Here is a 23,110-nt window from a genome sequence, read left to right on the forward strand (position 1 = left end):
CTAACTGAAACGAAAACAATGAGACAAATGTTAACAGAGTGCTATGCGCTCTTCTTTAAGGTCACGCGGGTGAAGGCCCTTTCTTACTGGTCGGCTATCGCCTATCTTTCCATACTGTCGTTCTGGGTATTAAAAGGATTGTCACGGCTCACTGTCGACTGGATAAGTATAGCCGCAAAGCTGCAGATATTGTTCAGTTTTCCCGTATATGTGGTAACGATCGCCGGTCTGTTCTTTGCTATTTACAAGGTATCGCCGAAAATGGCACAGATATCGAAAGATGTGAAAAGGAAGAGCACAGGCTCTGTGACCCTGATAATAATGACCATTTGTGTAGTGCTGCTATGGCTCTACATGAAATTCGGCGACAGCTTTTTTTCCTAAAAGAATACCGCCTGCATCTTAAATGCAAAAGAGGATGACCTATCAGTCGTCCTCTTCGTCTTTATCCTTCTTTTTTCTTTTGGCAGGCCTTTCTTCCGGCTCATCGTTCTCTTCATCGGCCTCCTCTTCTTCATCGTCCTCTCCTCTTTTCTTCTTTTTGTGGGGCTTGGCGGTAGTGGGCTCGTCGGTCTCTTCCACCACCGTTTGGCCGGTGGCCTTCACTTTTACTATCTTCTTCTGCGCCCTGTCAAAGAGTATCTCGTATATATCTACCGTATGGTCGCCCACAGCTATGGTTATGTAGCCGTTCAGGGTCTTGCTGTTCTCTACATCGCCGGTAGAGTCTACCACGGCATATATCTTGGGTATGCCGTTCACCTTCTTCTTCAACTCGGGCAGGGTGCGCCGCTGTTCCGAGAATTCGGGCAGGGCCAGTATCTGCCTGCGAAAGATGTTCATATCCACTTTCGCCTTGCTGGCGGCCTTCTTTTCGTCCTGCTCTTCGCGGCGGTCCTGCTGGGCCTCGCGCAGCTGCGCCATGGCCGCCACAGAGGTGATGCAGCATAGCAGCAATAGTATGGCTATCTTTTGTTTCATATTCCCCGGTATATATAAGGTGAATACTGCAAAGGTGATAAAAAAATTCTCACCTGCAGCAATTTATCATTGCCCTGCCTGCCGGTGCTCTATCCGGTTGATGCCCGATTTTGCCTGCTGGTCTATCGAGTTCTGAAAATCATGGTCGGGCATGTTCAGGCATTCATTGTACATGGCTATGGCCTCGGTGTTCATGTTCAGCTGTTCGTATATGCGGCCTGTATGCAGCGCCGCCCGTGCGGCAAATTGCTCGTGCCTGTCCTTGCCCTCTGTCATCGCCTCGCGAAACTGGGCCAGCGCCTGCTTAAAGTATTGCCCCTTGCCCGGTGTGGCGGCCATTTCCTCGTATACCCGCCCCAGCCTGAAGTGATACTCCGCCCTATCGGCAGGATGCTGCAGCCTGTCCTTGTCTATGCCCTGCAGTATGCCCAGGGCCTTTTCGTAGTAGCCGCCCTCTATCAGCAGCCTTGCCTGCAATAGCGCCCGGTGCGGCCACACACCACTTGTAGCGAAGCGTGCCGCCTGCTTGTCTCCATCTATACGCGCAGTACCCTCGCGGCCTGCCATCTTGCGGCAGTACTCGGCCTTGTCGGTGCGGCCGTTCACATACCATGCCAGCGCCATCTTCTGCCAGGCATCTTTTATGTATACATCGCTTTTATTGTTGCGCAGGTAGCGGCTGAAGTAGAAGGCACATGCGGTATCGCAGTGGGTGAGCAGCGCATAGCCATACTGGTGGTCGAATACAGGGTAGCTGCTGTAGCCCGGCTCTGTAGCTGCCGTGCGCAGCAGGGCCAGGGCATCATCGGCATGCCTGTGGTCCAGCGCTATATTGGCCTTTACAAAAGTGTTCAGCAGGTTGTTCTTCGTTTTGAAGGCGGGGTCGTTCAGTATCTGCCACACCTGTGCATGCTCTGCCAGCAGGTAGAAGCGGGTATACAGGTAGTACAGGTTGGTCTCGGCATAGAGCGGGTGCGAGCTGTTGTGCGTGCTCAGGAAGGCCCCCAGCTTTTCGGTGCCCTTCTGCACGCTGCCCTTCATGCCGAATACCGATGCCAGCCATTTGTAGCTGCCCGGCAGCGATCCTACCACGGCCTCCAGCAGGCCTGCTATTATGTTGTTGTACTCCAGGTCGGGGTACAGCCGCTGGTTCTCCTTCAGCAGCGCATACGACTTGCGGAAGTTGAAGGCAGCCTTGTACTGCTCGCCAAAACGTATGTTGATGATGGCGCGGTGCAGATGCATACCCGCATAGCAGAAACGGTACCATGGCGATGCCGGGTCGCCATTGGCCAGCAGCTTCAGGCGTTCGTCCATAGCGGCGGCGCGGCGGCGGTATTCGTCTATATCGCAGTTTATGAGCAGCAGTATACAGTCCTCGTAGTCGGCCAGGTATACGGCCATCAGGTTATTGGGGTTGGCCTTGCGCTCCAGGGCTATGGCCTGCCTGCCCTCTGCCAGGTGCAGCGACATGAAATGCTCATAGGCACGGGCGCAGTTATCGGTATAAGTATAAGTATAGGTAGCTGCCATACTGCCGCCCGATAGCAGCAGCGCCAGCAGCAGCGATATGGGCGCCTTCAATGGCATGAGATGATAAAGATACGACCATGGCCCGTAAAACGGTTAACAAAAACATAGGCATTGATACACAATAAACTATCTGTTAATTACAGGATATGCCTTATTTATGACGAACTATGCTTACATTTGCTCCATAAATTCACCTACTCAAAAAACGAAAAGGTATGAGAACCATCAAGCAGATCGCGCTCAGCGCAGCACTGACACTCGGCGCATTCAGCGCAGTAATGTACACATCTTGTAACTCTGACCCATGTAAAGACGTAGTGTGCCAGAACGGTGGTACATGTAACGAGGGTAACTGTACCTGCGCGACAGGTTACGAAGGCACTAACTGCGAAACAGCATCAAGGGCCAAATTCATCAAAACATGGACAGCTACTGACGTAGCCGTAAGCGGTGGCACTCTGCCTACTTACACTGCTCCCATCACAGAAGGTACTACTGTAGTAGATATCAAAATAGGCCACTTCTCTGGCAACAACTCTTCTGGCAGCAGCTATTTCGTGAACGACGTGAAGGCCACAGTGAGCGGTAACACCATCACTATACCTTCTCAGGCTCCCGATAACGACAACTACAAAGTATACGGTACAGGTACATACAATACCGCCGACAAGAAGATCACCTGGTCTTACACACTGGAAGATCCTACCGGTGCTAAGGCTTCTTACACCGGCACCTGGAACTAATTCCTTCCGGTATACGGCAATAAAAAAAGCACAGCATATGCTGTGCTTTTTTTATTGCCGCAGCCATTACCGGCTTTGCTATTGCGGTTCCTTATGCCAATTAGACAATGAAAACAGGTATGTTTTTTGGCCCCTCCCGAACCTCCCCTTTGGGGAGGAGGTGAACTATGAGCGCTATAACGTGAAATTTTCCTGTGCCGAATTTTGAAGTCAAATTGGTATTAGTAAAATTTTCCTTTAATGCTGCCGCTTCTCGCCAAAACACAGGTCGCCGGCATCGCCCAGGCCGGGCAGTATGTATTTGTCGTCGTTCAGGCGTTCATCCACAGCGGCCACCCACAGGTATGCACCGGGAAAGTGCTGCGCCAGCACCTCTATGCCCTCGGGCGCGGCCACTATGCACACTATATGTATCTGCGACGGCTTGTCGTACTCGGTAAGGGTCTGCAGCGCCTGCACCATAGATGCCCCTGTGGCCAGCATAGGGTCGGCCAGTATCAGCGGCCTGCCTGCCAGCGCCGGGCTGGCCATATAGCCCTGGTCCACCACAAAGGATTTGTCGGCATTGTGCTTGCGGTAGGCGCCTATGAATGCGCTGTCGGCCTCGTCATAGTAACTCAGCAGGCCATGGTATAGCGGCAGCCCTGCCCGCAGTATGGTGGCCAGTACGGGTTGTGTGGCCAGCACCTTGCATTGGGTGGGCGCAAGGGGTGTGTTTATGGCCGTATCGGTATACTGCAGGTGTTTGCTTATCTCGTAGGCGGCCACCTGGCCTATGCGCTCTATATTGCGGCGAAAACGGCTCCTGTCGTTCTGCACCTGCACATTGCGCAGGTCGCGCATCCATACCGATGCCAGCGAGCATTGTTCGCCCAGGTTGGTTACCATCATATGACCTTGTTTATAACGCCAAATGTAGCAATAATGCGGCGTGCGCATCGTTATATCTGTATGATGGGCAAGCTGTTATTGGTCATAAAAAAGAATGCCTCCGGCCACTATACAAGCATTTGTTAAAAACGTGTGCATTTTGATATAGTGGTAACATTTGCCGCCGTGCAGCGGGTCATATTTTGTGTAACTTTGGTACAAATCGTGTGCTTATGTTTGATGACGATGATATAAATGAAGACGGATGGGGAGCATTTGACGAGGTTCTGCGGCGCTATGAGCAATTGAGAAAAGGAGAAGGAGCCACAATGCTCGATGAAGAGGAGTTCGAGCGCGTTATAGAACATTACTTTCAGAACAGCAATGAGGAGCAGGCCCTTGCCGCCTGCGATATCGCCCGCACCTACTACCCTTTTTCTGCATCTATACTACTGCTAAGGGCAGAGATACTCACCCAGGCCCAGAAATACGGGCAGGCGCTTCGCGCCCTCGATGAGATGGAACAATATGATATGAAGAACCTCGACGCGGTATTGCTCCGTGCCGATATCCTCATGTCGCAGTTCCGCCACGAGCAGGCCGCACAGTGGCTGGAGCAGCAGGCCGAGGAGTTCGGCGGTAAGGACAAGGTAGAGCTGCTGCTGGAGCTGTCGGATGTATACGACGAGAACGAGGATTTCGATGAGGTATATGATACCCTGAAAAAGATAATAGCCATAGACCGCCGCAACGAAGAGGCCCTGCAGAAGATATGCTTCTGGGCCGAATTCACCGGCAGGCTCGAAGAGAGTGTTGCCCTGCATACCCAGCTTACCGACGACGACCCCTTCAATGCGCTGGCGTGGTTCAACCTCGGCGCGGCCTACCAGGGGCTGAAGCACTATGAGAAAAGCATAGATGCCTACGAATATTGCGTGGCCATAGACGAGAAGTTCGAATTCGCCTACCGCAATATGGCCGATGCCTTTATGCGCCTGAAGCAATATGAGAAAGCGCTGGAAGTGCTGGAGAAACATATAGAGATAGCCCGCCCCGAGGATGTTATATTCGAGGCCATGGGCTACTGCTGGGAAAAGCGCAAGGACTATAGCCGCGCCCGCCAGTACTACAGGCAGGCATCGCAGCTGAGCCCGCAGGACGATAGCATATTCTTCAAGATAGGGGAGACCTACACGCGCGAAAAGCAGTGGGAGAAAGCCATAAAGGCATTCTCTGTGGCCCTGCACCTCGATAAGGACAATGCCGCCTACTGCATGGCCATAGGCAACTGCCTGATGGAGCTGAACGTGAAGAGCGAGGCCCTGGTATGCTACCTGAACGCCGTACGCCTGAAGCCCGATAGCAAATCGACCTGGATATCGCTGGTGCGTGGCCTGTACCTGGCCGGCTACCACGACGAGGTGCTGGTACAGGTACAGGTGGCCATGGAGCACTGCGGCGAAAAGGGAGACCTCTACTACTTCTACGCAGCATCGCTGCTAGAGCTGGGCAAGGCCAAAGAGGCGCTGCTGCAGCTGGAAAAAGCCCTTACCCTGGCGCCGGGCAAAGTAAAGCTCTTTACCGACCTGAACCCCGAATACCTGATGCGTACACAGGTGAGCGAGCTGATAACCCGCTACAAAAAGACCAAACGCAAATAACAAACCTGCCTGTACGTCATTCCGTTACGGCTTAAAAATATAATTATTTCTATGTATGGCCCCGCATTGCGGGGCCATACGCATTTTATAGGTTAATTTTATATACACCTTACCATTTTTCTGCGCCTTATTTATGCCATGAAAAAGCTCTTTATACCATTATTGTACCTGCTGCTGGCTTATACCGGCCATGCGCAGTACAATACGTTGCAGAACACCGTTTGGCCTATGGGCCTGTACTCCGGGGTCAGCTTTGCTACTGGTATACCCATGGCCATATCTACCGCTATAGAGGCCGCTGAGGGTAGCGCGGCCGTGTGCGACGCCGAAGGCTCATTGCTCTTTTACACCGAGGGGCGCACCATATGGGACCGCACACATACCATCATGCTGGGCGGTGATTCTGTATGCCCCAATGCCTGCTTCAGCAATATGCAGGGAGCGGCCATAGCCCCTGTGCTCAATTACGGGCCCGGCAGCGGCCCCCGGCAGTATTATGTCTTTTCTATCTACAGCCTGGAGTATGTGCTGGACGATACCAGCGGGCTAAAGCTATACTACAGCATTGTGGATATGGACCTGAACGGCGGGCTGGGCGGCGTGGTGCCCGGCATGTCGCGCATATACATGGCATCGCGTATGTGCGAGAAGATGATAACCATACCGGGCGATAGCTGCGACCTGTGGCTGCTGGTACACCGTATGGAAGAACCCGTGTTCTATGCCTACCATATCACTGCCTGCGGGCTCGATCCCACACCGGTGGTGTCTGTAGCCGGCGACAGAACAGGCTGGTTCGCCTATGGCGGAGGTATCATGAAGGCCTCGCCCGATCGCCACAGGCTGGCGGTATGCAATTTCACCTCTTCTACAAGCACCATATCGTGGAGCCCGGTAGATACGACACAGATAGGCACAGAGCTGTTCGACTTCGACCCCGCTACCGGCAGGGTGTCCAATGCGGTGAGCATATGCCGTGGCAAACGGGATATGTATACCGAGTTCTCGCCCGATAACAGCAAGCTCTATGTTACATCGATGCTGGGTACCCTGCCCGATACCGGGGTGCTGTGGCAGTATGATGTGACAGACACTGCGGCCATACAGGCCACAAAATATATGGTGGCCAGGGCCGGCGGCACCACTCACTCGCGCGATATGCGCCTGGGGGCCGATGGCAAGGTATATGTGTGCGAAAGCGTACCTGCCGGCTACCTGAACTGTATAGCAGCGCCCAATGCCGCCGGTGCCGCTTGTACCTATATGCCCAATGTGCTGACCAGTTTGCCTGCAAGTTCTTTTATATGGGGTATCACCAACCTGTACAATGCGCCCATCACCATACCTGAGGATACTACCATTAGTACCACCGATACCACCATCTGTTTTTACGATACCGATACGGTGTTGCTCACGGCCCCCTTTACCGGCTGTGTGCGCTGGTACGATGGCAGCAGCCTGCCCACCCATGTGGCCATAGGCGAGGGGCAGTACTCGCTTACATCGGTAGAGGGATGTTTGGTGCGCAGGCATACATTCAATGTCATTGCCGCACCATTGCCATGTATAGAGACGGGCATAGGTGCCGTGGATATGTATACCGACATGACCCTCTACCCGCAGCCTGCCACAGATGCCTGTGTACTGCGCAGCGGCAAGCCCCTGCCCGCAGGTGCCGAGGCCACGGTATACGATATGACCGGCAGAGCAGTGGCCAACATAGCCCTGGCAGGCACACATACTACCATTCCGCTGGGCCATTTGCCTGCCGGTGTGTACCAGGTGCGCATACAGGCCGCCGGTACGGTGATACTGCGCAAAATGGCCGTGCTGCATTAAGCGAAATAACGGCCATATAACAACCTGCGGTATAGATATTTGTAATGTTTTCCGAAATTTGTGCCCCGCAATAGCAAGACGTAATATATGGGAGAGCTGCTGGCTGTATTATTCATAGGTACCTTATTCGTAGCATCGGGGCTCATACTGGCATTCACTGCGCAGGACAAAGGCCGGAAGCTGGGTATGGCCCTGCTGGGGATAGGCCTTTTTGTGTACCTGGTGTGCTTTCTCTTCTACCCCAACAGCGAAAGATACCGCATATGAGCCGCATATTGTACTGCCTGCTTTTTACAGCATTTTCCCTGGCCGCTACTGCACAGAGCAGGGATGAGGCCGCTATCCGCAAAATGCTGGCTGCGCAGGTCACCGAGTGGAACAAGGCCAACATGGAAGGCTATATGAAGGGCTACTGGGAGAGCGACAGCCTCGTATTCATAGGCTCCAAGGGTCCTACATATGGCTATGCCGCCACACTGGCACGCTACAAGAAAGGCTATCCCGATACCGACCATACAGGCACCCTCACATCTACCATACTCAGCATAAAAAGGCTTTCGCCCGAGTACTATTTCGTAGTGGGCCGCTGGGACCTAAAGCGCAAGGCCGGAGACGTAGGCGGCTCATATACCCTGCTGCTGCGCAAGATAAAAGGAGAGTGGGTGATAGTGTGCGACCACAGCAGCTAGGGTGTTTCATAGGGCGTATTCCCTTACCTTTGCGCAAATTTTTAAGAAAAAACTGATAAGTAATGGCATTACAGGCTGGTATAGTGGGATTGCCCAATGTGGGAAAATCGACCTTGTTCAACGCGGTGAGCAATAGCGCAAAAGCGCAGGCATCGAACTACAGGTTCTGCACCATAGAGCCCAACGTAGGGCAGGTAGATGTACCCGATGAGCGAATGGACAAGCTGGCCGAGCTGGTGCAGCCACAGCGTGTAGTGCCCACCACCTTCGAGTTCGTGGATATAGCCGGCCTGGTAAAGGGTGCCAGTAAGGGCGAAGGCCTGGGCAACAAGTTTCTGGCCAATATACGCGAAGTAGATGCCATAGTGCATGTGATACGCTGCTTTGAAGACGAGAACATACTGCGCGAAGAAGGCGATATAAACCCTATAGGCGATAAAGAGATAATAGATACCGAGCTGCAGCTGAAAGATCTGGAGAGCGTAGAAAAGAAGATACAGCGTGTAGAAAAGATGGCCAAAACGGGCGATGCCAAGATGAAACGTGCCTACGAAGTACTGGTGAACTGCAAAGAGCACCTGGGCGAGGGAAAGAACATACGCGGCCTGGGGCTGGAAGGCGAGGACCGCGAGGCCATAGCCGACCTCTTCCTGCTTACAGAAAAGCCTGTGCTATATGTGGCCAATGTGGATGAGGCAGCCCTGCTTACCGGCAACAGATATTCTGAAGCGCTCACAAAGGCCGCCGAGGCCGAGGGCGCACAGGTGATAGTGATGAACAACTCTATAGAGGCGCAGATATCGGAGCTGGAGACCAAAGAAGACAAAGAGATGTTCCTGAGCGAATATGGCCTTACCGAGCCCGGCCTGGACCGCCTCATACGTTCTACCTACACCCTGCTCAACCTCATTACCTACTTTACCGCAGGTGTGCAGGAGGTAAGGGCATGGACCATACACCGCGGCTGGAAAGCCCCGCAGGCCGCCAGCGTGATACACACCGATTTTGAGAAGGGCTTCATAAAGGCCGAGGTGATAGCCTACAACGACTATGTACAGTACAAGACCGAAGCGGCCTGCCGCGAGAATGGCCGCCTGCGCATAGAGGGCAAGGAGTATGTGGTACAGGATGGCGATGTGATGCACTTCAGGTTCAACGTATAACGGAGGACCACTTTACCGTTCCCCAATATCTGATATGAGAGCGCTGGCAGCCATACTCACCATGCTGGTCATTTGTGGCGGATTAATGGTATTTGCCGGTAGGCTGTACCTGGCCGAGCAGCGCAAGATGCAGGCCGCTCATGCCCCTGGCACTACCGATAGTATACGCAACAAGCACGCGGCCGACAGCCTTGTGGCCCTGCTGCGCAGCGGCGATGTGGTGCTGCGTACGGGCGCAGGCGCCTTCAGCAGGGCGTTCGCGGGCTTCAATCGCAGGGACAAAAGTTACTCGCACTGCGGCATAGTGATGATAGAGAACGGCAGGCCCTATGTATACCACTGCATAGGTGGCGATGGCGATACCACTGCCTGCATCAGGCGCGAGACCGCACAGCATTTTTTCTCCCCGGCATACAATACTGCCGCGGCCATAGCCCGCTATCCTTTTGCCGATACCACTATAGCCCTGCTGGCAAGTACTATACGCAGCTATGCAGCCCGCAGGCCTGTCTTCGACACCCGCTTCGACCTGCAGAGCAACGACAAGTTATACTGCACCGAATTCGTTTACAAGACCATAGTACAGGCCACGGGCGATAGCGCCTACCTGCCGGTGACCCATATACCCGCAGGCACCTTTGTAGGCACCGACGACCTGTTTCTCAATGCACATGCAACATTGATTGGGAGCGTCAGATATTATTGATAATTTTACCACTGCAAACCGTATAGGATAGTATGAAAAATGTTTTGGACCGCTCGCTGCTCATAGCCGCTTTGGCCCTTGCCCTTACAGGGTGCGGGAAGAACAACCCCAAGGATGTGGCGCAGACATGGCTCACTGCATTTTACCATATGGATGCCGACCCTGCATTAAAGCTGTCCACACCTGCCACCAGGAACCTCATCAATACCCTCAGCGCCCTTTCGGGCGATATACCTGCCGATAAGCAGGAAGAGCTGAACAAGATAAAGGTGACCATAAAGGACGTAAAGGAGAATGGCGATAATGCAGCGGTGACCTATACCACCACCGAAGACCCGAAGAAAGAACTGACCCTGAACCTGGTGCGCCAGAGCGATAAATGGCTGGTACAGTTCACCAAGACCGACCTGGGCAACCAGATGGACAGCGAGAACATGGAAGAGGAGCCACTGGCAGATCCCGCCTCCACCGACACCGTGCAGCCCGCACCCGCGGAGGCCGGGCAATGACCCCACCTGCCGGGCTAGAATGTTACCTTTCACATCTTGTTCACTTATGTTTCACAGAGTATGTGTATTTTCATGTACAAGTGTTTTGCGCTGTAGTACTGTGAGTTGATGAAAAGGCCATACCTGTTCCTGCTAGCTGCGTTGTTCGCGGTATCCTGTCATTCGGGCAATGAGGGTAGTACCTCGCTGTTCCCCGTCAAAAGCGGAAGTGCGTACGGCTATATCAGCAGGCATGGCAATGTAAAGATCCCTTTCAGGTATGTAAGAGCGGGCTGTTTCTCTGGCGGTGTGGCCGTGGTGGCCACAGGCGTGCCGCGGCGCTGGGGCTATATAGACGAAGATGGCCGCTATGTGATACCCCCTGAGCATTGCTATGCCACATCGTTCAATGAGGGACTGGCATTTGTGGTGCCCGAGGGCGGAGTGCCTGCGGCTATAGATAAGAACGGGGTACAGCAGTTCAGCCTGCCGGATGCGCAGAGCGTAGAGAACTTCAACGAGGGTATGGCTGCCTATAGCATACTGGGCCCATCGGGCGAGGTATGGGGCTTTGTGGACAGGAGCGGACGTACCAGCATACTACCCCAGTTCAGCGCGGTAAGCTATTTTTCCGATGGGCTTTGCGGAGTCATGAACAGCAATGGCTACTGGGGCTTCGTCAATGCCACCGGCGACCTGGTGATAGACCATGTGTACGATAATGTATACCCCTTTAAAGATGGCAAGGCCAAAATAATGCTTCGCGGCAAGTGGGGTGTGATAGACAAGGTAGGCCGGTCGGTGCTGCCACCCCGCTACAACGATGTGGACCTGGATGGCGACATGTTCCTGGTAAAAAAGGGCAGTAAATGGGGCTGGCTGGATGCCGAAGGCAATGAGCTGATACCTATACGCTTTGCCGATGCATACCCCTTCCATGGCAATACGCTGGCGGCCGCCAGGCTGGGCGAAAAATGGGGCTATATAGACGGCTACGGCAAGTATGAGATACCTGCGCGGTACGATTTCGCCTTTGGCTTCGATGGCGGGCATGCGCTGGTAGAGGTAAATGGCAGATATGGCCTCATAGGCCGCAATGGCGAGTATGTAGTGAAGCCAGCCTACGAGCATGTGCCGTCAGATTATTTCATACGCTACTTTGCCAATACTACGGCCTACTATGGGGTAAAGACCGATGTGCAGCGCCCTGTGAATGTGGCCTACAAATGGCTCACAGGATTCTATCACCTGGACTATTACGAGGCCAACAGGTATGCCACCGGCGATACCCGCACGCTGCTACAGCAGTTCGCGCATATGAGAGATATGATATCGGACTCATCGAAGCAGCGAATGATGGGGCTGATGATAGGTATAAAGGATTGCAAAGAGAACGAGAACAAGGCCATAGTGACCTATACCCTGTCTGACGACAGGAGCAAAGAGCAGATGCTCTTCCTGGTAAAGAAGCACAACAAATGGCTGGTACAGTTCACCCGGCCCGAGCTAGGCGACGAAGAGCAGTAATGAGCGAATTATAAGGTATACGCTTTGGCCATTTTCACCACATCGTCTATCAACTCAAAGTAGCACTGGTTCAGGTGGTAATATCCCATCACGAAGGCTGTATATGCCTTGTCTGATGCGGGCATATGCTTTGCCCTTCTTGCCAGGCCCTGCAGCGAGCGCTCCACACCCTTCATACTGCGGTAGCCCAGCAGCCAGTTATACTCGCGCATATGGGGGAAGTAGGCGGCAAAATCGGGCGGCAGGTGTGTGCTGTGTTCTTCTATCTGTGTATATGTCTGCCGGGTGAACTGCAGCAGCGCATCGGGCGATGCGAAATACTTGGGGTCATTGGCCAGGAAATGATCGAACACGGTATCGGTGATGGCGCCCGCATACAGGCCATAGTCCTCGCGAAAGATGAGCTTGGCCCGCGAGACCGACGGGTGGTTGTCTGTGAATTCATCTATCTTCCGGTGCAGCTCTATACCCTTTCTTATGCCATCGGGGTAGTGCTGCAACGCCAGGCGCCCTTTCACATGGTCGCCTATCATATTGCCCACCAGTATCTCGCTATTGCCGAACGACAGGAATGCATGCCCCAGGTAATTCATACAGCGAAGCTAAGGGGCAATTATTATTTGTAAGACTATATTTGTCTGAGATAACAAATAAAACATGAAGAATATATTGCTGCTGGTAGCTTTTCTTGTTCTCCCGATGCTGCTTTTTTCTCAGAATAAAGTGTCTGACTGTTTTATACCTCCCGGTAAACTATTGTCACTGATAGGCGCCGGCCAGGATAAGGCAGAGGGTATCTTAGGCACATGCTTTCCGTACCAGGGGGTCATGGATCAGAAAAGACCGTATAAGGAATTTACAAGGGTCTACAGAGAAAATGGGATCCGGTATGCTGGATCGATCCGCATATATCTCGAAGAAAAGCAAGTAATGTTCATGACGACCGATCATAGCATGTACATGAAGTACAAGAGCGCATTGAGGTCGTATGGTTTTGTATTAGAGCGAGAGGAGGACGGAGTGTCTTCTTATACTTATGGCAAGTATTCAATGATGACAGCCGCCGCTAAGAACGGAAGCAATATCACTTCTTACGCGATATCGCTGTTCCTTGACAAATAACCGTCATCACTTCATATCCTCTCTTTCCTTCTGCAGGCGGAAGAGCTCATCGCGCAGGCGTGCCGCCTCCATAAAGTCCAGGTCCTTTGCGGCCTTGTCCATGGCTTTTTTGGTCTGGCTTATCAGCTTGTCCAATTGGGCCACAGTGCGGTATTCTGCCGCGCCCTCGGCGGCCATGGGTACGTTGGTCTCGGTTATGGCATATGGGCTGGTCTCGTTATAGCCCTTTATGTCCAGCACAGAGCCCTGTAGCATTATCTCCTGCACCGACTTGCGAATGGTCTGTGGTATTATGCCATGCTCGGTATTGTGGCGTATCTGCTTTTCGCGGCGGCGGTCGGTCTCTTCTATGGTGCGGCGCATGCTTTCCGTTATCTTATCGGCATAGAATATCACCAGGCCATTGGCATTGCGGGCAGCGCGGCCGGCCATTTGGGTAAGAGAGCGCTCATCGCGCAGGAAGCCTTCCTTATCGGCATCCAGTATGGCCATCAGCGATACCTCGGGCAGGTCCAGTCCTTCGCGCAGCAGATTCACACCTACCAGTACATCTATATTGCCCAGGCGCAGGTCGCGCAGTATCTCTACACGTTCCAGTGTATCTACCTCAGAGTGTATGTATTTCGACTTTATATTGATGCGCTTCAGGTATTTGTCCATTTCCTCGGCCATGCGCTTGGTGAGGGTTGTCACCAGTACGCGGTCGCCATGGCCTACGCGTTTGTCTATCTCGTCCAGCAGGTCGTCTACCTGGTTTATGCCCGGGCGCACCTCTATGGGCGGCTCTATAAGGCCTGTAGGGCGTACTATCTGTTCTACCACCACGCCGCCGCTTCTTTCCAGCTCGTACTTACCCGGCGTAGCGCTTACGAATATCACCTTCGATAGAAGCCCCTCGAACTCGTAGAAATTAAGTGGCCTGTTATCCAGCGCCGATGGCAGGCGGAAGCCGAAGTCCACAAGGTTCATCTTGCGAGAGCGGTCGCCACCATACATACCGCTTATCTGCGGAATGGTCACATGGCTTTCGTCTATCACCAGCAGGTAGTCATCGGGGAAATAGTCCAGCAGGCAGAAGGGGCGTGTACCCGGTTGGCGTCTATCCAAGAAGCGGGAGTAGTTCTCTATGCCGCTGCAATAACCTAGCTCCTGTATCATTTCCAGGTCATAACTCACACGCTCGCGTATGCGCTGCGCCTCTATGAATTTGCCCTGGCTTTTGAAGTAGTTCTCCTGGGCCGTCATTTCGTCCTGTATCTCGTGAATGATCTGCTGCATCTGCCCGCTGGGCGCTACATACAGGTTGGCAGGGAAAATGGCGGCGCTGTCCATGGTGCCTATGCGCTTGCCGGTATCGGGCTCGAAGCTCTCTATCTCTTCTATCTCGTCGCCAAAGAAGGTGATGCGGTAGCCAAAGTCCACATAGGGCAGGTTGATATCTACGGTATCGCCGTTCACGCGGAAGGAACCGCGTGTGAAGTCGCCCTGGCTGCGGTTGTATAGCGAACTCACCAGCCTGTGCAGAAAATGATTGCGCCCCATATTATCGCCCCGGCGAAAGCGGATGATGCTGTTGGCATACTCGGTAGGGTTGCCTATACCATATATGCACGATACCGATGCCACTACTATTATATCGCTGCGGCCACTGAGCAGGCTGGTGGTAGCGCGCAGGCGCAGCTTCTCCAGCTCTTCGTTTATAGACAGGTCCTTCTCTATGTAGGTATTGGTCACTGGCAGGTAGGCCTCGGGCTGGTAGTAGTCGTAGTAAGACACGAAGTATTCCACCGCATTATTGGGGAAGAAGCTGCGGAATTCGCCATATAGCTGTGCCACCAGTGTCTTGTTGTGCGTCAGCACCAGCGTAGGCTTCTGCGTCTCCTGTATCACATTGGCCACAGTAAAGGTCTTGCCCGATCCCGTAACGCCCAGCAGTGTCTGGAACTGCTCGCCACTGAAGATACCTGCCGATAGCTGGCGTATGGCCTCGGGCTGGTCTCCTGCGGGTCTGTACTGGCTATCTATAGTGAACTTCATATCGCTACAGTAAAATTACGCAAAAACCAGCGGCGGCAGGACGGGCAGGAAATTTGTGGATATGATAATATCAAAAGAAACAGCCCGGTCTCCCGGGCTGCTGTATCATATATCGTCTGTCATTGTTTAGGAATGTGCTGCTTTCCACTTCTTTACCGCATCGGTAAGGCGGGGCAGTACCTCGAACACATCGCCCAGTACGCCATAGTCGGCGGCCTTGAAGAATGGCGCTTCGGGGTCTTTGTTGATGACCACTATGGTCTTGGAACCATTGACACCCGCCAGGTGCTGTATAGCGCCCGATATACCGGCAGCTATATACAGGTTGGGGCGTATGGTGCCGCCTGTCTGGCCCACATGCTCGTGGTGCGGACGCCAGTGGCTATCGGCTACGGGGCGGGAGCATGCTGTGGCAGCGCCCAGCTCTGCGGCCAGGTTCTCTATAAGACCCCAGTTCTCGGGGCCTTTCAGGCCACGGCCACCGCTCACTACCAGCTCGGCCTCTGACAGTGGTACACTGCCGCTGGCCTTGCTCACTTCCTTCACGGCTACGCCAAAGTCGGCGGCATCGAAGGCTACGCTGAGGCTTTCTACGGTAGCATCGCCCTCGCCCTTCTTCACACCAAAGGTATTGGGCATAAGGGTGATCACTTTCACATCACTGGTGATGCTGACGTTGGCGAACGCCTTGCCCGAGAACACGCTCTTCTTTACTGTGAAGCCATTGCTCATAACGGGGTCGGCGACGGCGCCACCTACCATACCTGCCTTCAGGCGGGCCGCTACACGCGGGGCCACAGCCTTGCCGGTGGTATCGTGCAGGCATATTATCACTTTTGCGCCCTCCTGCTGTGCTGCTGTTACCAGCATGCGGCTGTAGGCGCGCGAGTTCAGGTCGTCGAGCCTTGCATCGGCTACATGCAATACCTTCTGTGCGCCATATGCGCCCAGTGTGCGCAGCTCGTCGGCGCTAATGTTGCCTGCGGCCACGGCCGTTACCGTAGTGCCCATGGCAGCAGCTATGCGCGAGGCATACTGTACGGCCTCCTGCGATTTCTTCTTGAATGCACCCTGTGCATGTTCCGCCAATACTATTACTGACATAATATAAGGTCAAAATATTTTTTAAAGTTCAAGATCGGAGGGGAACACCCCCACATTTCCTCATGCGCACATTATATCACCTTTGCCTCGGTGTGCAGCAGGTTCACCAGCTCGTCCATATTGTCGGTGGCTATCATCTTCACGCCTGTTTTGGCAGGTGGCATTTCGTAAGATACTATGGCGCTAAGGTTTTCTATAGCAGCCGGGGCCACTACCTTCAGCGGCTTGGTGCGTGCAGCCATTATACCGCGCATATTAGGTATGCGCGCTTCGGCTACGCCCTTCTGGCAGGATATGACCAGTGGCATATCGCAGGCATCGGTCTCTTCGCCGCCATCTATCTCGCGCTTTACGGTAACGGTCTTGCCGGCTACGTCTATCTTGCTTACAAAGCCCAGGTAGTTCATGTCCAGCAGCTCGGCCAGCATGGCGCCTACGGTACCGTTGTTGTAGTCTATAGACTCTTTGCCGCAAAGCACCATGTCGTAGCCTTCGCTTTTAGCGAACTCGGCTATCTGCGCAGCTACCACATAGGGGTCGTTGCTGTCGGTGTCTATGCGTATGGCCTCATCGCCACCCAGGGCCAGCGCCTTGCGGATGACAGGCTCGGCATCGGCCTTGCCTACTGTTACCAGGTGTACGGCGGTAGCGGTGCCGGCCTCTTTCAGTTCCAGCGCGCGCACCAGCGAATACCACTCATCGTATGGATTGATGATGAAGGTAACACCTGCAGTATTGAATGTGGTATTGTTATCGCTGAAGGCGATCTTGGTAGTAGTGTCCGGAACCGGGCATAAACAAACTAATATCTTCATATACGGTACGATTCAAAAAAAGGATAAGATGCTGAGGGCCGGGAAATGGGCCCTCTAACGGAGTGCAAAGGTAGCAAAAATTATGTATCGTCCACCCCGGTATTGCCCTGTTACGGATGTGGGTTGGCCGGGAGGGTGCAGTACCAGCGAGTTTGCAGTACAAAAACACAAATAGCCGACACCAGTATGGGTGTCGGCTATCCGTTATGAATGAGGTATTATCTTACTTTACCTGTGCTACCAGGCTCTTGAACGACTCGGGCTCGTTCATGGCGAGGTCGGCCAGTACTTTGCGGTTCAGGTCCAGGCCTTTCTCGTTCAGCTTGTGTATGAACTGAGAGTAGCTCATGCCCTCTTCGCGTACTGCTGCGTTGATACGCACTATCCACAGAGAGCGGTAGTCGCGCTTCTTCAGCTTGCGGCCTACATATTTGTAACCAAGGCCTTTTTCAAGGACGTTCTTGGCTACGGTATAGACGTTCTTACGTTTACCGTAGAAGCCTTTAGCTCCTTTCAGTATTTTCTTTCTTCTCGCGCGTGATGCAACTGCATTTACGGAACGTGGCATAACTTATTTTTTTTTGTGCTCGCCGTCACAACAACAGAGAGCTATTTTTTTTATTAAGGATCGGTTTTTATTTATCGCTACCGGGTGTGGCTTAGGCCATTACCAGCATTTTCTTCACAAGGCGTGCGTTGCTTGGGTGCACCAGACCGTGTATGCGCAGGTGGCGCTTGCGGGTCTTCGACTTCTTTGTAAGAAGGTGGCTCTTGAAAGCCTTATACCTGCGTATCTTGCCTGTACCTGTTACCCTGAACGTCTTTTTAGCACGAGAGTGCGTCTTCATTTTTGGCATGGTATTCAAATTTGGACGGCAAAGGTAAGTAAATATTTGAATTCAATACCGTTGTCGTGTTATTTTTATTTTTTGTTCATCCTTTTATTAACCGAGTATATCCTCTTCGCCGCTCTTTGGGGTATCGGCAAAGAACTTATCCACCACGCCACGGAACATGGCGGGCACTTTTCCATCCAGGAACTGGCGCATGACCTGTACGGTCTTCTGGGCCTGCTCGTCGGTAAGGCCTGCTTTTTCTTTCAGTAGTTTTATCAGCTCCTGCATAATCGTATCTTTTTTTGACCAATGGAGGTACTTAATGACCAATTGACCTTTTAACTAATTGTCGCATTAACGCATTTACCACATTATCACATTTTTATGCTGCGGGCCTCATCTGTGCCAGCTTGGAATGTTCTATCATTTGCCGCGCATAATCGAGCGTGAGGTGGAAGGTGCCATCGTGCTGCTCTGATGGCATATCGAACATGGCATCGGTGAGTATCATCTCGCATATGGCGCGCAGTCCGCGGCCACCCAGCTTGTACTGCACGGCCTTCTGTACCATGTAGTCCAGCGCCTCGTCGGCCACGGTGAGCTTTATGCCTTCGTATTCGAACAGTTTTTTGTACTGCTTCACCAGCGCATTCTTCGGCTCGGTAAGGATGGCCTTCAGCGATGTAGCATCCAATGGGTTGAGGTAAGTGACCACAGGCAGGCGGCCCAGCAGTTCGGGTATGAGGCCGAAGGTGCGGAGGTCCTGCGCATTCACATACTGCAGCAGGTTGGCACGGTCTACTTCTTTCGATGCCTTTATGGCATTGTAGCCTATGGCGCTGGTCTGTATGCGGCGGGCTATCATCTTGTCTATACCCTCAAAGGCGCCACCGCATATGAACAGTATGTTCTGCGTGTTCACCTTTATCATCTTCTGCTCGGGGTGCTTGCGGCCGCCCTGCGGGGGCACCATCACTTCGCTGCCTTCCAGCAGCTTCAGCATGGCCTGCTGTACGCCCTCGCCGCTCACATCGCGGGTTATGGACGGGTTATCGCCCTTGCGGCCTATCTTATCTATCTCGTCTATGTATACTATACCACGCTCTGCAGCGGCCACATCGTAATTGCTGGCCTGCAGCAGGCGGCTCAGTATGCTCTCCACGTCCTCGCCCACATAGCCGGCCTCGGTGAATACCGTGGCATCCACTATAGCGAAGGGCACCTGCAGCAGGCGGGCTATGGTCTTGGCCAGCAGGGTCTTGCCGGTGCCGGTCTCGCCCACCATCATTATGTTGGACTTCTCTATCTCCACCTCATCGGTCTTGGGCATGGCCAGGCGCTTGTAGTGGTTGTATATGGCCACAGAGAGTACCTTTTTGGCATCGTCCTGGCCTATTACATACTGGTCGAGAAAGGCTTTCACCTCGCGGGGCTTATACAGCTTGTTCTTCTGTATATCGGGCAGCTTGTTCATAGCGGCCTCTGCCGGCTGCTTGTCGCCGGTGGCCTCTATGAGCAGGGCATGGGCATTTTCGATGCACTGGTCGCAGATATTGCCTTTTATGCCTGTGAAAAGAATATTTACATCCGTTTCGCCACGGTCGCAGAAAGAGCACCTTTTTTCAGTAAGCTTGGCCATTGAGTATAAGCGTAATTATGTATTTAAGTGGGCAAAGGTACGGAAAAGAAAGGATGAGCCGTAACCCTCTGCAGGGAATGGCCGGTGCGCGCGGTCCTTATACCCGCTCATACAGGTGCCGCTTCTCGTCATAAGCGCTCGCAAGGGCTTTTTCTGTTGCCAGTATCTGTTGCCATACCGGGTGGGCCAGTGCAGCGGCCCTGGGCAATGTATGGTATACCCATTTATCTCGCACCTGCCAGTAGAGGGCTACCATATCATTGGCGGGTAGTAGCTGGCCATTGGTGGGTGCGGCTGTGGCGAGCAGGGGCTCTGCAAGCTGTCGCAGCTCTATGGCCAGTGCCACCACATCGGCCTCGGGCACATAGAAGGGGGTATACTGCTCTATCCCATTGTATCGGGATACAGCATTGTCCTTGCGTATCACCAGGATCACCAGCCTTTTGCCTTCCATGTACTGCAGCAGCATTTTGCACTGCACGGGGTCGCCGGGAAGGAAGGGTGTTTCGAAATGCTCCCTCATTCGGGTCTGAAAACGTGTCTCGGCTTCTTTTTTCCACCTCTTTTTGTCCCTCATATTCATAACGAACTGAATGACCAGAAGGCCACCCACAATTGCCAGTATTCCTTGCAGCTCGCCGGGCATAAACAGTGTTACGGATCTTTATTCTTCAAATGTAATGAAAAGGCGGGGGTACTTTACCTGGCATATCATTACACCCTATTATATCCCTGCGACCTTAAAAACCCGTACCTTTGCACCCATTTTTATATTATATTATGTCAGTTCCGGTACAGATCGTAGAAGATGTGGTCATCAAGTTCGCAGGCGATAGCGGCGATGGTATGCAGCTCACAGGCAGCCAGTTCACCAACAATAGTGCCCTGATAGGCAATGACCTCTCTACGTTCCCCGATTTTCCGGCCGAGATACGCGCCCCACAGGGTACCGTACCGGGGGTGAGCGGGTTTCAGCTACATTTCTCCAGCAACAAGATATATACCCCCGGCGACAACTGCGATGTGCTGGTGGCCATGAACGCCGCTGCACTGAAGGTGAACCTGAAAGCACTGAAACCGGGAGGCATCATAATAGTAGATACAGATGGTTTTGATACCAAGAACCTGCGCTTGGCCAACTATGCCGATGGTGTGAACCCGCTGGAGAACGACTCGCTGCGCGGCTATGATGTACACAAGATGGACATCACCAAGCTGACCCGTGAGGCGCTGAAAGAGATACAGATGGGTGTGAAAGAGAAGGACAGGGCGAAGAACATGTTCGTACTGGGCTTTCTGTACTGGCTGTACGACCGCGACCTGACGAGCACATTCTCCTTCCTGCACGATAAATTCGGCAAGCGGGCAGAGATACTGGAAAGCAATATAAAGGCATTGCAGGCAGGCTACAACTATGGCGATACCACAGAGGCATTCACATCGCGCTACAAGGTAGAGAAGGCTAAGCTGCCCGCAGGTGTGTACCGCAACATAACAGGGAATGTGGCCCTGGCCTATGGCCTGATAGCGGCTGCAGAGAAGAGCAGCCTGCCCATGTTCCTGGGTACATACCCTATAACCCCGGCATCAGACATACTGCATGAGCTGTCGCGCCACAAGAACTTCGGGGTGCGCACCTTCCAGGCCGAGGACGAGATAGCGGCCATAACGGCGGCCATAGGCGCAGCGTATGGCGGTAGCCTGGGTGTGACCACTACATCGGGCCCGGGTATGGCGCTGAAGGCCGAGGCCATGGGCCTGGCAGTGATGCTGGAGATACCACTGGTGATAGTGGACATACAGCGCGGAGGCCCCAGCACGGGCCTGCCCACCAAGACAGAGCAGAGCGACCTGCTGCAGGCCTACTATGGCCGCAACGGCGAATGCCCCATGCCCGTGATATCGGCATCGACACCGAGCGACTGCTTTGAGGCGGTGTACGAGGCGGTACGCATTGCGGTAGAGCATATGACGCCTGTGATATTCCTGAGCGATGGCTATATAGCCAATGGTGCAGAACCCTGGCGCTTCCCTAAGAGCGCAGACCTGAAGACGATATCTGTGACCTTTAAAAAAGAACTGGCCGAAGGCGAGGCGAAATACCTGCCTTATAAACGCGACGAAAAACTGGTGCGCCCATGGGCCGTACCCGGTACGCCCGGCCTGGAACACCGCATAGGCGGCCTGGAAAAAGAGGACGTGACCGGCAATATATCTTATGACCCCGACAACCACCAGCACATGGTGAAGACCCGCGAGGCCAAGGTAGAGATGATAGCCGACCATATACCCGTGCAGACACTGGACAGCGGCCCCGAGAGCGGCGATGTGCTGGTACTAGGCTGGGGCTCGACATATGGAGCCATAAAGAGCGCTGTGATGGAGCTGCAGGCACAGGGCAAGAGCGTAGCGCACGCCCACCTGAGGCATATACGCCCCTTCCCCCGCAACCTGGGCGATATGCTGCGCAGCTACAAGCATGTGCTGATACCGGAGATAAACAACGGCCAGCTGATAAAGATCATCCGCGACAAGTACCTGGTAGATGCCATAGCCTTCAACAAGATAAAAGGTACACCTATAACGCGTACCGAGCTGGTGACGGCCATAGGTGAGCTGCTAGGGTAAGTAAGGCGCAGGTAGTTGGTGTGTGGGGAATAGGTCGTAACTTTACGGTGTATGAAATTGGCATTACAATATGTGAGCGATGTAAAGGGTAACCCTGTTTCGGTGATGCTGCCTGTATCGGACTGGGAAAAGATCGTGAAAAAGCTCAGACATTATGAACAGGCCTTAAAACTGAGATCTGACCTTACAGAGGCCATGCAGGAAGTGGCCGTAATGGAGAAGGGTAAGGGACGTAAACAGACACTTTCAGATTTCCTGAATGAGCTATAGCATCATACCCGCCGAGCGATTCAAGAAAGAAGCTAAACGCCTTAGCGGCAAATACCCATCTTTGAAAAAGGATTTGGCCCGCCTTAATGAACAGCTAAGTGATAACCATTTGCCGGCACACCTCTCGGTAACGATACATACAAGATAAGGCTGGACATAACAAGTAAAGGCAGAGGAAAGAGCGGAGGAGCACGCGTGATAACATATATTATCACTAAGCATGAAAGGGTCTACCTACTAACGATATATGATAAGTCTGAAATGGAGAGCATCGATAGTAATACAGTAAAAAAGATCATCCGCTCTATTAAATAACTGCTTTTATGCAACGCCCACATCCATCTGAATACAATGCTTACTTCCAGAGGTATATAGACCTGGTGCCGGATGGCGACCATAAGTGTTCGAAAGTTTGCCTTTCTTTGTATAACCATTTCTTTCATATTTGAAAGCTCAACG

At 53.1% G+C, this 23,110-nt stretch carries 25 protein-coding genes; 13 read left to right on the forward strand and 12 right to left on the reverse strand.

What is annotated here, in order from left to right; all coding sequences use genetic code 11:
• The first annotated feature begins 18 nt into the window (after positions 1 to 18).
• Positions 19 to 384 carry a hypothetical protein gene (locus ABD843_RS09175; RefSeq protein ID WP_345081867.1) on the forward strand — a complete coding sequence of 122 codons (366 nt, stop codon included), beginning with the start codon at positions 19 to 21 and terminating at the stop codon, positions 382 to 384.
• A 42-nt stretch (positions 385 to 426) separates the two neighbouring features.
• Here the strand turns inward: ABD843_RS09175 and ABD843_RS09180 are convergent, their stop codons facing one another.
• Complete coding sequence (locus ABD843_RS09180) at positions 427 to 981, reverse strand: hypothetical protein (RefSeq protein WP_345081870.1); 555 nt, start codon at positions 979 to 981, stop codon at positions 427 to 429.
• Between the two features lie 66 nt (positions 982 to 1,047).
• The gene (locus ABD843_RS09185; protein WP_345081873.1) at positions 1,048 to 2,571 is read right to left on the reverse strand and encodes a YfgM family protein; all 1,524 of its coding nucleotides are present in this window, start codon (positions 2,569 to 2,571) and stop codon (positions 1,048 to 1,050) included.
• Positions 2,572 to 2,729: 158 nt separating this feature from the next.
• Here ABD843_RS09185 and ABD843_RS09190 point away from each other — a divergent pair, with 158 nt between their 5' ends.
• Positions 2,730 to 3,257 (forward strand): calcium-binding EGF-like domain-containing protein, encoded by a 528-nt coding sequence (locus tag ABD843_RS09190; protein WP_345081876.1) that lies wholly within the window; start codon positions 2,730 to 2,732, stop codon positions 3,255 to 3,257.
• Positions 3,258 to 3,494: 237 nt separating this feature from the next.
• On the opposite strand, the gene upp is transcribed toward ABD843_RS09190, so the two are convergent.
• On the reverse strand, positions 3,495 to 4,148 hold the full coding sequence (gene upp, locus ABD843_RS09195) for a uracil phosphoribosyltransferase (RefSeq protein WP_345081879.1): 654 nt from the start codon (positions 4,146 to 4,148) through the stop codon (positions 3,495 to 3,497).
• A gap of 212 nt (positions 4,149 to 4,360) precedes the next feature.
• On the opposite strand from upp, the gene ABD843_RS09200 reads away from it, so the two are divergent.
• The 8 genes from ABD843_RS09200 to ABD843_RS09235 all read left to right on the forward strand — a co-directional run bounded on the left by ABD843_RS09200 (position 4,361) and on the right by ABD843_RS09235 (position 12,200).
• A complete protein-coding gene (locus ABD843_RS09200; protein WP_345081882.1) occupies positions 4,361 to 5,788 on the forward strand; it encodes a tetratricopeptide repeat protein in 1,428 nt (475 codons plus the stop codon).
• A gap of 138 nt (positions 5,789 to 5,926) precedes the next feature.
• Positions 5,927 to 7,627, forward strand: coding sequence for a T9SS type A sorting domain-containing protein (locus tag ABD843_RS09205; RefSeq protein WP_345081885.1), 1,701 nt, complete (start codon positions 5,927 to 5,929; stop codon positions 7,625 to 7,627).
• Positions 7,628 to 7,714: 87 nt separating this feature from the next.
• A complete protein-coding gene (locus ABD843_RS09210; protein WP_345081888.1) occupies positions 7,715 to 7,894 on the forward strand; it encodes a hypothetical protein in 180 nt (59 codons plus the stop codon).
• Complete coding sequence (locus ABD843_RS09215) at positions 7,891 to 8,316, forward strand: YybH family protein (RefSeq protein ID WP_345081891.1); 426 nt, start codon at positions 7,891 to 7,893, stop codon at positions 8,314 to 8,316. Before ABD843_RS09210 ends, ABD843_RS09215 begins: the two co-directional genes overlap by 4 nt.
• A gap of 62 nt (positions 8,317 to 8,378) precedes the next feature.
• Positions 8,379 to 9,479, forward strand: coding sequence for a redox-regulated ATPase YchF (gene ychF, locus ABD843_RS09220; RefSeq protein ID WP_345081894.1), 1,101 nt, complete (start codon positions 8,379 to 8,381; stop codon positions 9,477 to 9,479).
• Positions 9,480 to 9,513: 34 nt separating this feature from the next.
• A complete protein-coding gene (locus tag ABD843_RS09225) occupies positions 9,514 to 10,185 on the forward strand; it encodes a hypothetical protein (RefSeq protein ID WP_345081897.1) in 672 nt (223 codons plus the stop codon).
• Between the two features lie 32 nt (positions 10,186 to 10,217).
• A complete protein-coding gene (locus ABD843_RS09230) occupies positions 10,218 to 10,694 on the forward strand; it encodes a nuclear transport factor 2 family protein (RefSeq protein ID WP_345081900.1) in 477 nt (158 codons plus the stop codon).
• A 108-nt stretch (positions 10,695 to 10,802) separates the two neighbouring features.
• Positions 10,803 to 12,200 carry a WG repeat-containing protein gene (locus ABD843_RS09235; protein WP_345081903.1) on the forward strand — a complete coding sequence of 466 codons (1,398 nt, stop codon included), beginning with the start codon at positions 10,803 to 10,805 and terminating at the stop codon, positions 12,198 to 12,200.
• 8 nt (positions 12,201 to 12,208) lie between these two features.
• Here the strand turns inward: ABD843_RS09235 and ABD843_RS09240 are convergent, their stop codons facing one another.
• The gene (locus ABD843_RS09240; RefSeq protein WP_345081905.1) at positions 12,209 to 12,793 is read right to left on the reverse strand and encodes an acyl carrier protein phosphodiesterase; all 585 of its coding nucleotides are present in this window, start codon (positions 12,791 to 12,793) and stop codon (positions 12,209 to 12,211) included.
• Positions 12,794 to 12,857: 64 nt separating this feature from the next.
• Here ABD843_RS09240 and ABD843_RS09245 point away from each other — a divergent pair, with 64 nt between their 5' ends.
• Complete coding sequence (locus ABD843_RS09245) at positions 12,858 to 13,322, forward strand: hypothetical protein (RefSeq protein WP_345081909.1); 465 nt, start codon at positions 12,858 to 12,860, stop codon at positions 13,320 to 13,322.
• 6 nt (positions 13,323 to 13,328) lie between these two features.
• On the opposite strand, the gene uvrB is transcribed toward ABD843_RS09245, so the two are convergent.
• The 8 genes from uvrB to ABD843_RS09285 all read right to left on the reverse strand — a co-directional run bounded on the left by uvrB (position 13,329) and on the right by ABD843_RS09285 (position 20,330).
• A complete protein-coding gene (gene uvrB / locus ABD843_RS09250; protein WP_345081912.1) occupies positions 13,329 to 15,359 on the reverse strand; it encodes an excinuclease ABC subunit UvrB in 2,031 nt (676 codons plus the stop codon).
• A 126-nt stretch (positions 15,360 to 15,485) separates the two neighbouring features.
• A complete protein-coding gene (locus tag ABD843_RS09255) occupies positions 15,486 to 16,463 on the reverse strand; it encodes an electron transfer flavoprotein subunit alpha/FixB family protein (RefSeq protein ID WP_345081915.1) in 978 nt (325 codons plus the stop codon).
• A 71-nt stretch (positions 16,464 to 16,534) separates the two neighbouring features.
• Positions 16,535 to 17,278: an electron transfer flavoprotein subunit beta/FixA family protein gene (locus ABD843_RS09260; RefSeq protein ID WP_345081918.1), complete on the reverse strand. Its 744-nt coding sequence runs from the start codon at positions 17,276 to 17,278 to the stop codon at positions 16,535 to 16,537.
• A 223-nt stretch (positions 17,279 to 17,501) separates the two neighbouring features.
• On the reverse strand, positions 17,502 to 17,846 hold the full coding sequence (gene rplT / locus ABD843_RS09265) for a 50S ribosomal protein L20 (protein WP_345081921.1): 345 nt from the start codon (positions 17,844 to 17,846) through the stop codon (positions 17,502 to 17,504).
• 91 nt (positions 17,847 to 17,937) lie between these two features.
• A complete protein-coding gene (rpmI, locus tag ABD843_RS09270; protein ID WP_425575714.1) occupies positions 17,938 to 18,126 on the reverse strand; it encodes a 50S ribosomal protein L35 in 189 nt (62 codons plus the stop codon).
• Positions 18,127 to 18,222: 96 nt separating this feature from the next.
• Entirely contained in the window at positions 18,223 to 18,402 is a 180-nt protein-coding gene (locus ABD843_RS09275; RefSeq protein ID WP_345081927.1) for a hypothetical protein, read from the reverse strand.
• 94 nt (positions 18,403 to 18,496) lie between these two features.
• Entirely contained in the window at positions 18,497 to 19,753 is a 1,257-nt protein-coding gene (clpX, locus tag ABD843_RS09280; RefSeq protein WP_345081930.1) for an ATP-dependent Clp protease ATP-binding subunit ClpX, read from the reverse strand.
• Between the two features lie 97 nt (positions 19,754 to 19,850).
• Positions 19,851 to 20,330, reverse strand: a complete 480-nt coding sequence (locus ABD843_RS09285; protein ID WP_345081933.1) for a hypothetical protein — start codon at positions 20,328 to 20,330, stop codon at positions 19,851 to 19,853.
• A 203-nt stretch (positions 20,331 to 20,533) separates the two neighbouring features.
• On the opposite strand from ABD843_RS09285, the gene ABD843_RS09290 reads away from it, so the two are divergent.
• Together ABD843_RS09290 and ABD843_RS09295 are read left to right on the forward strand one after the other, a co-directional pair.
• Positions 20,534 to 22,381, forward strand: a complete 1,848-nt coding sequence (locus ABD843_RS09290) for a 2-oxoacid:acceptor oxidoreductase subunit alpha (protein WP_345081936.1) — start codon at positions 20,534 to 20,536, stop codon at positions 22,379 to 22,381.
• A gap of 51 nt (positions 22,382 to 22,432) precedes the next feature.
• Positions 22,433 to 22,651, forward strand: a complete 219-nt coding sequence (locus ABD843_RS09295; RefSeq protein ID WP_345081939.1) for a hypothetical protein — start codon at positions 22,433 to 22,435, stop codon at positions 22,649 to 22,651.
• Positions 22,652 to 23,110 lie beyond the last annotated feature (459 nt).

This window comes from Nemorincola caseinilytica (assembly GCF_039540515.1).
Lineage (GTDB): Bacteria > Bacteroidota > Bacteroidia > Chitinophagales > Chitinophagaceae > Nemorincola > Nemorincola caseinilytica.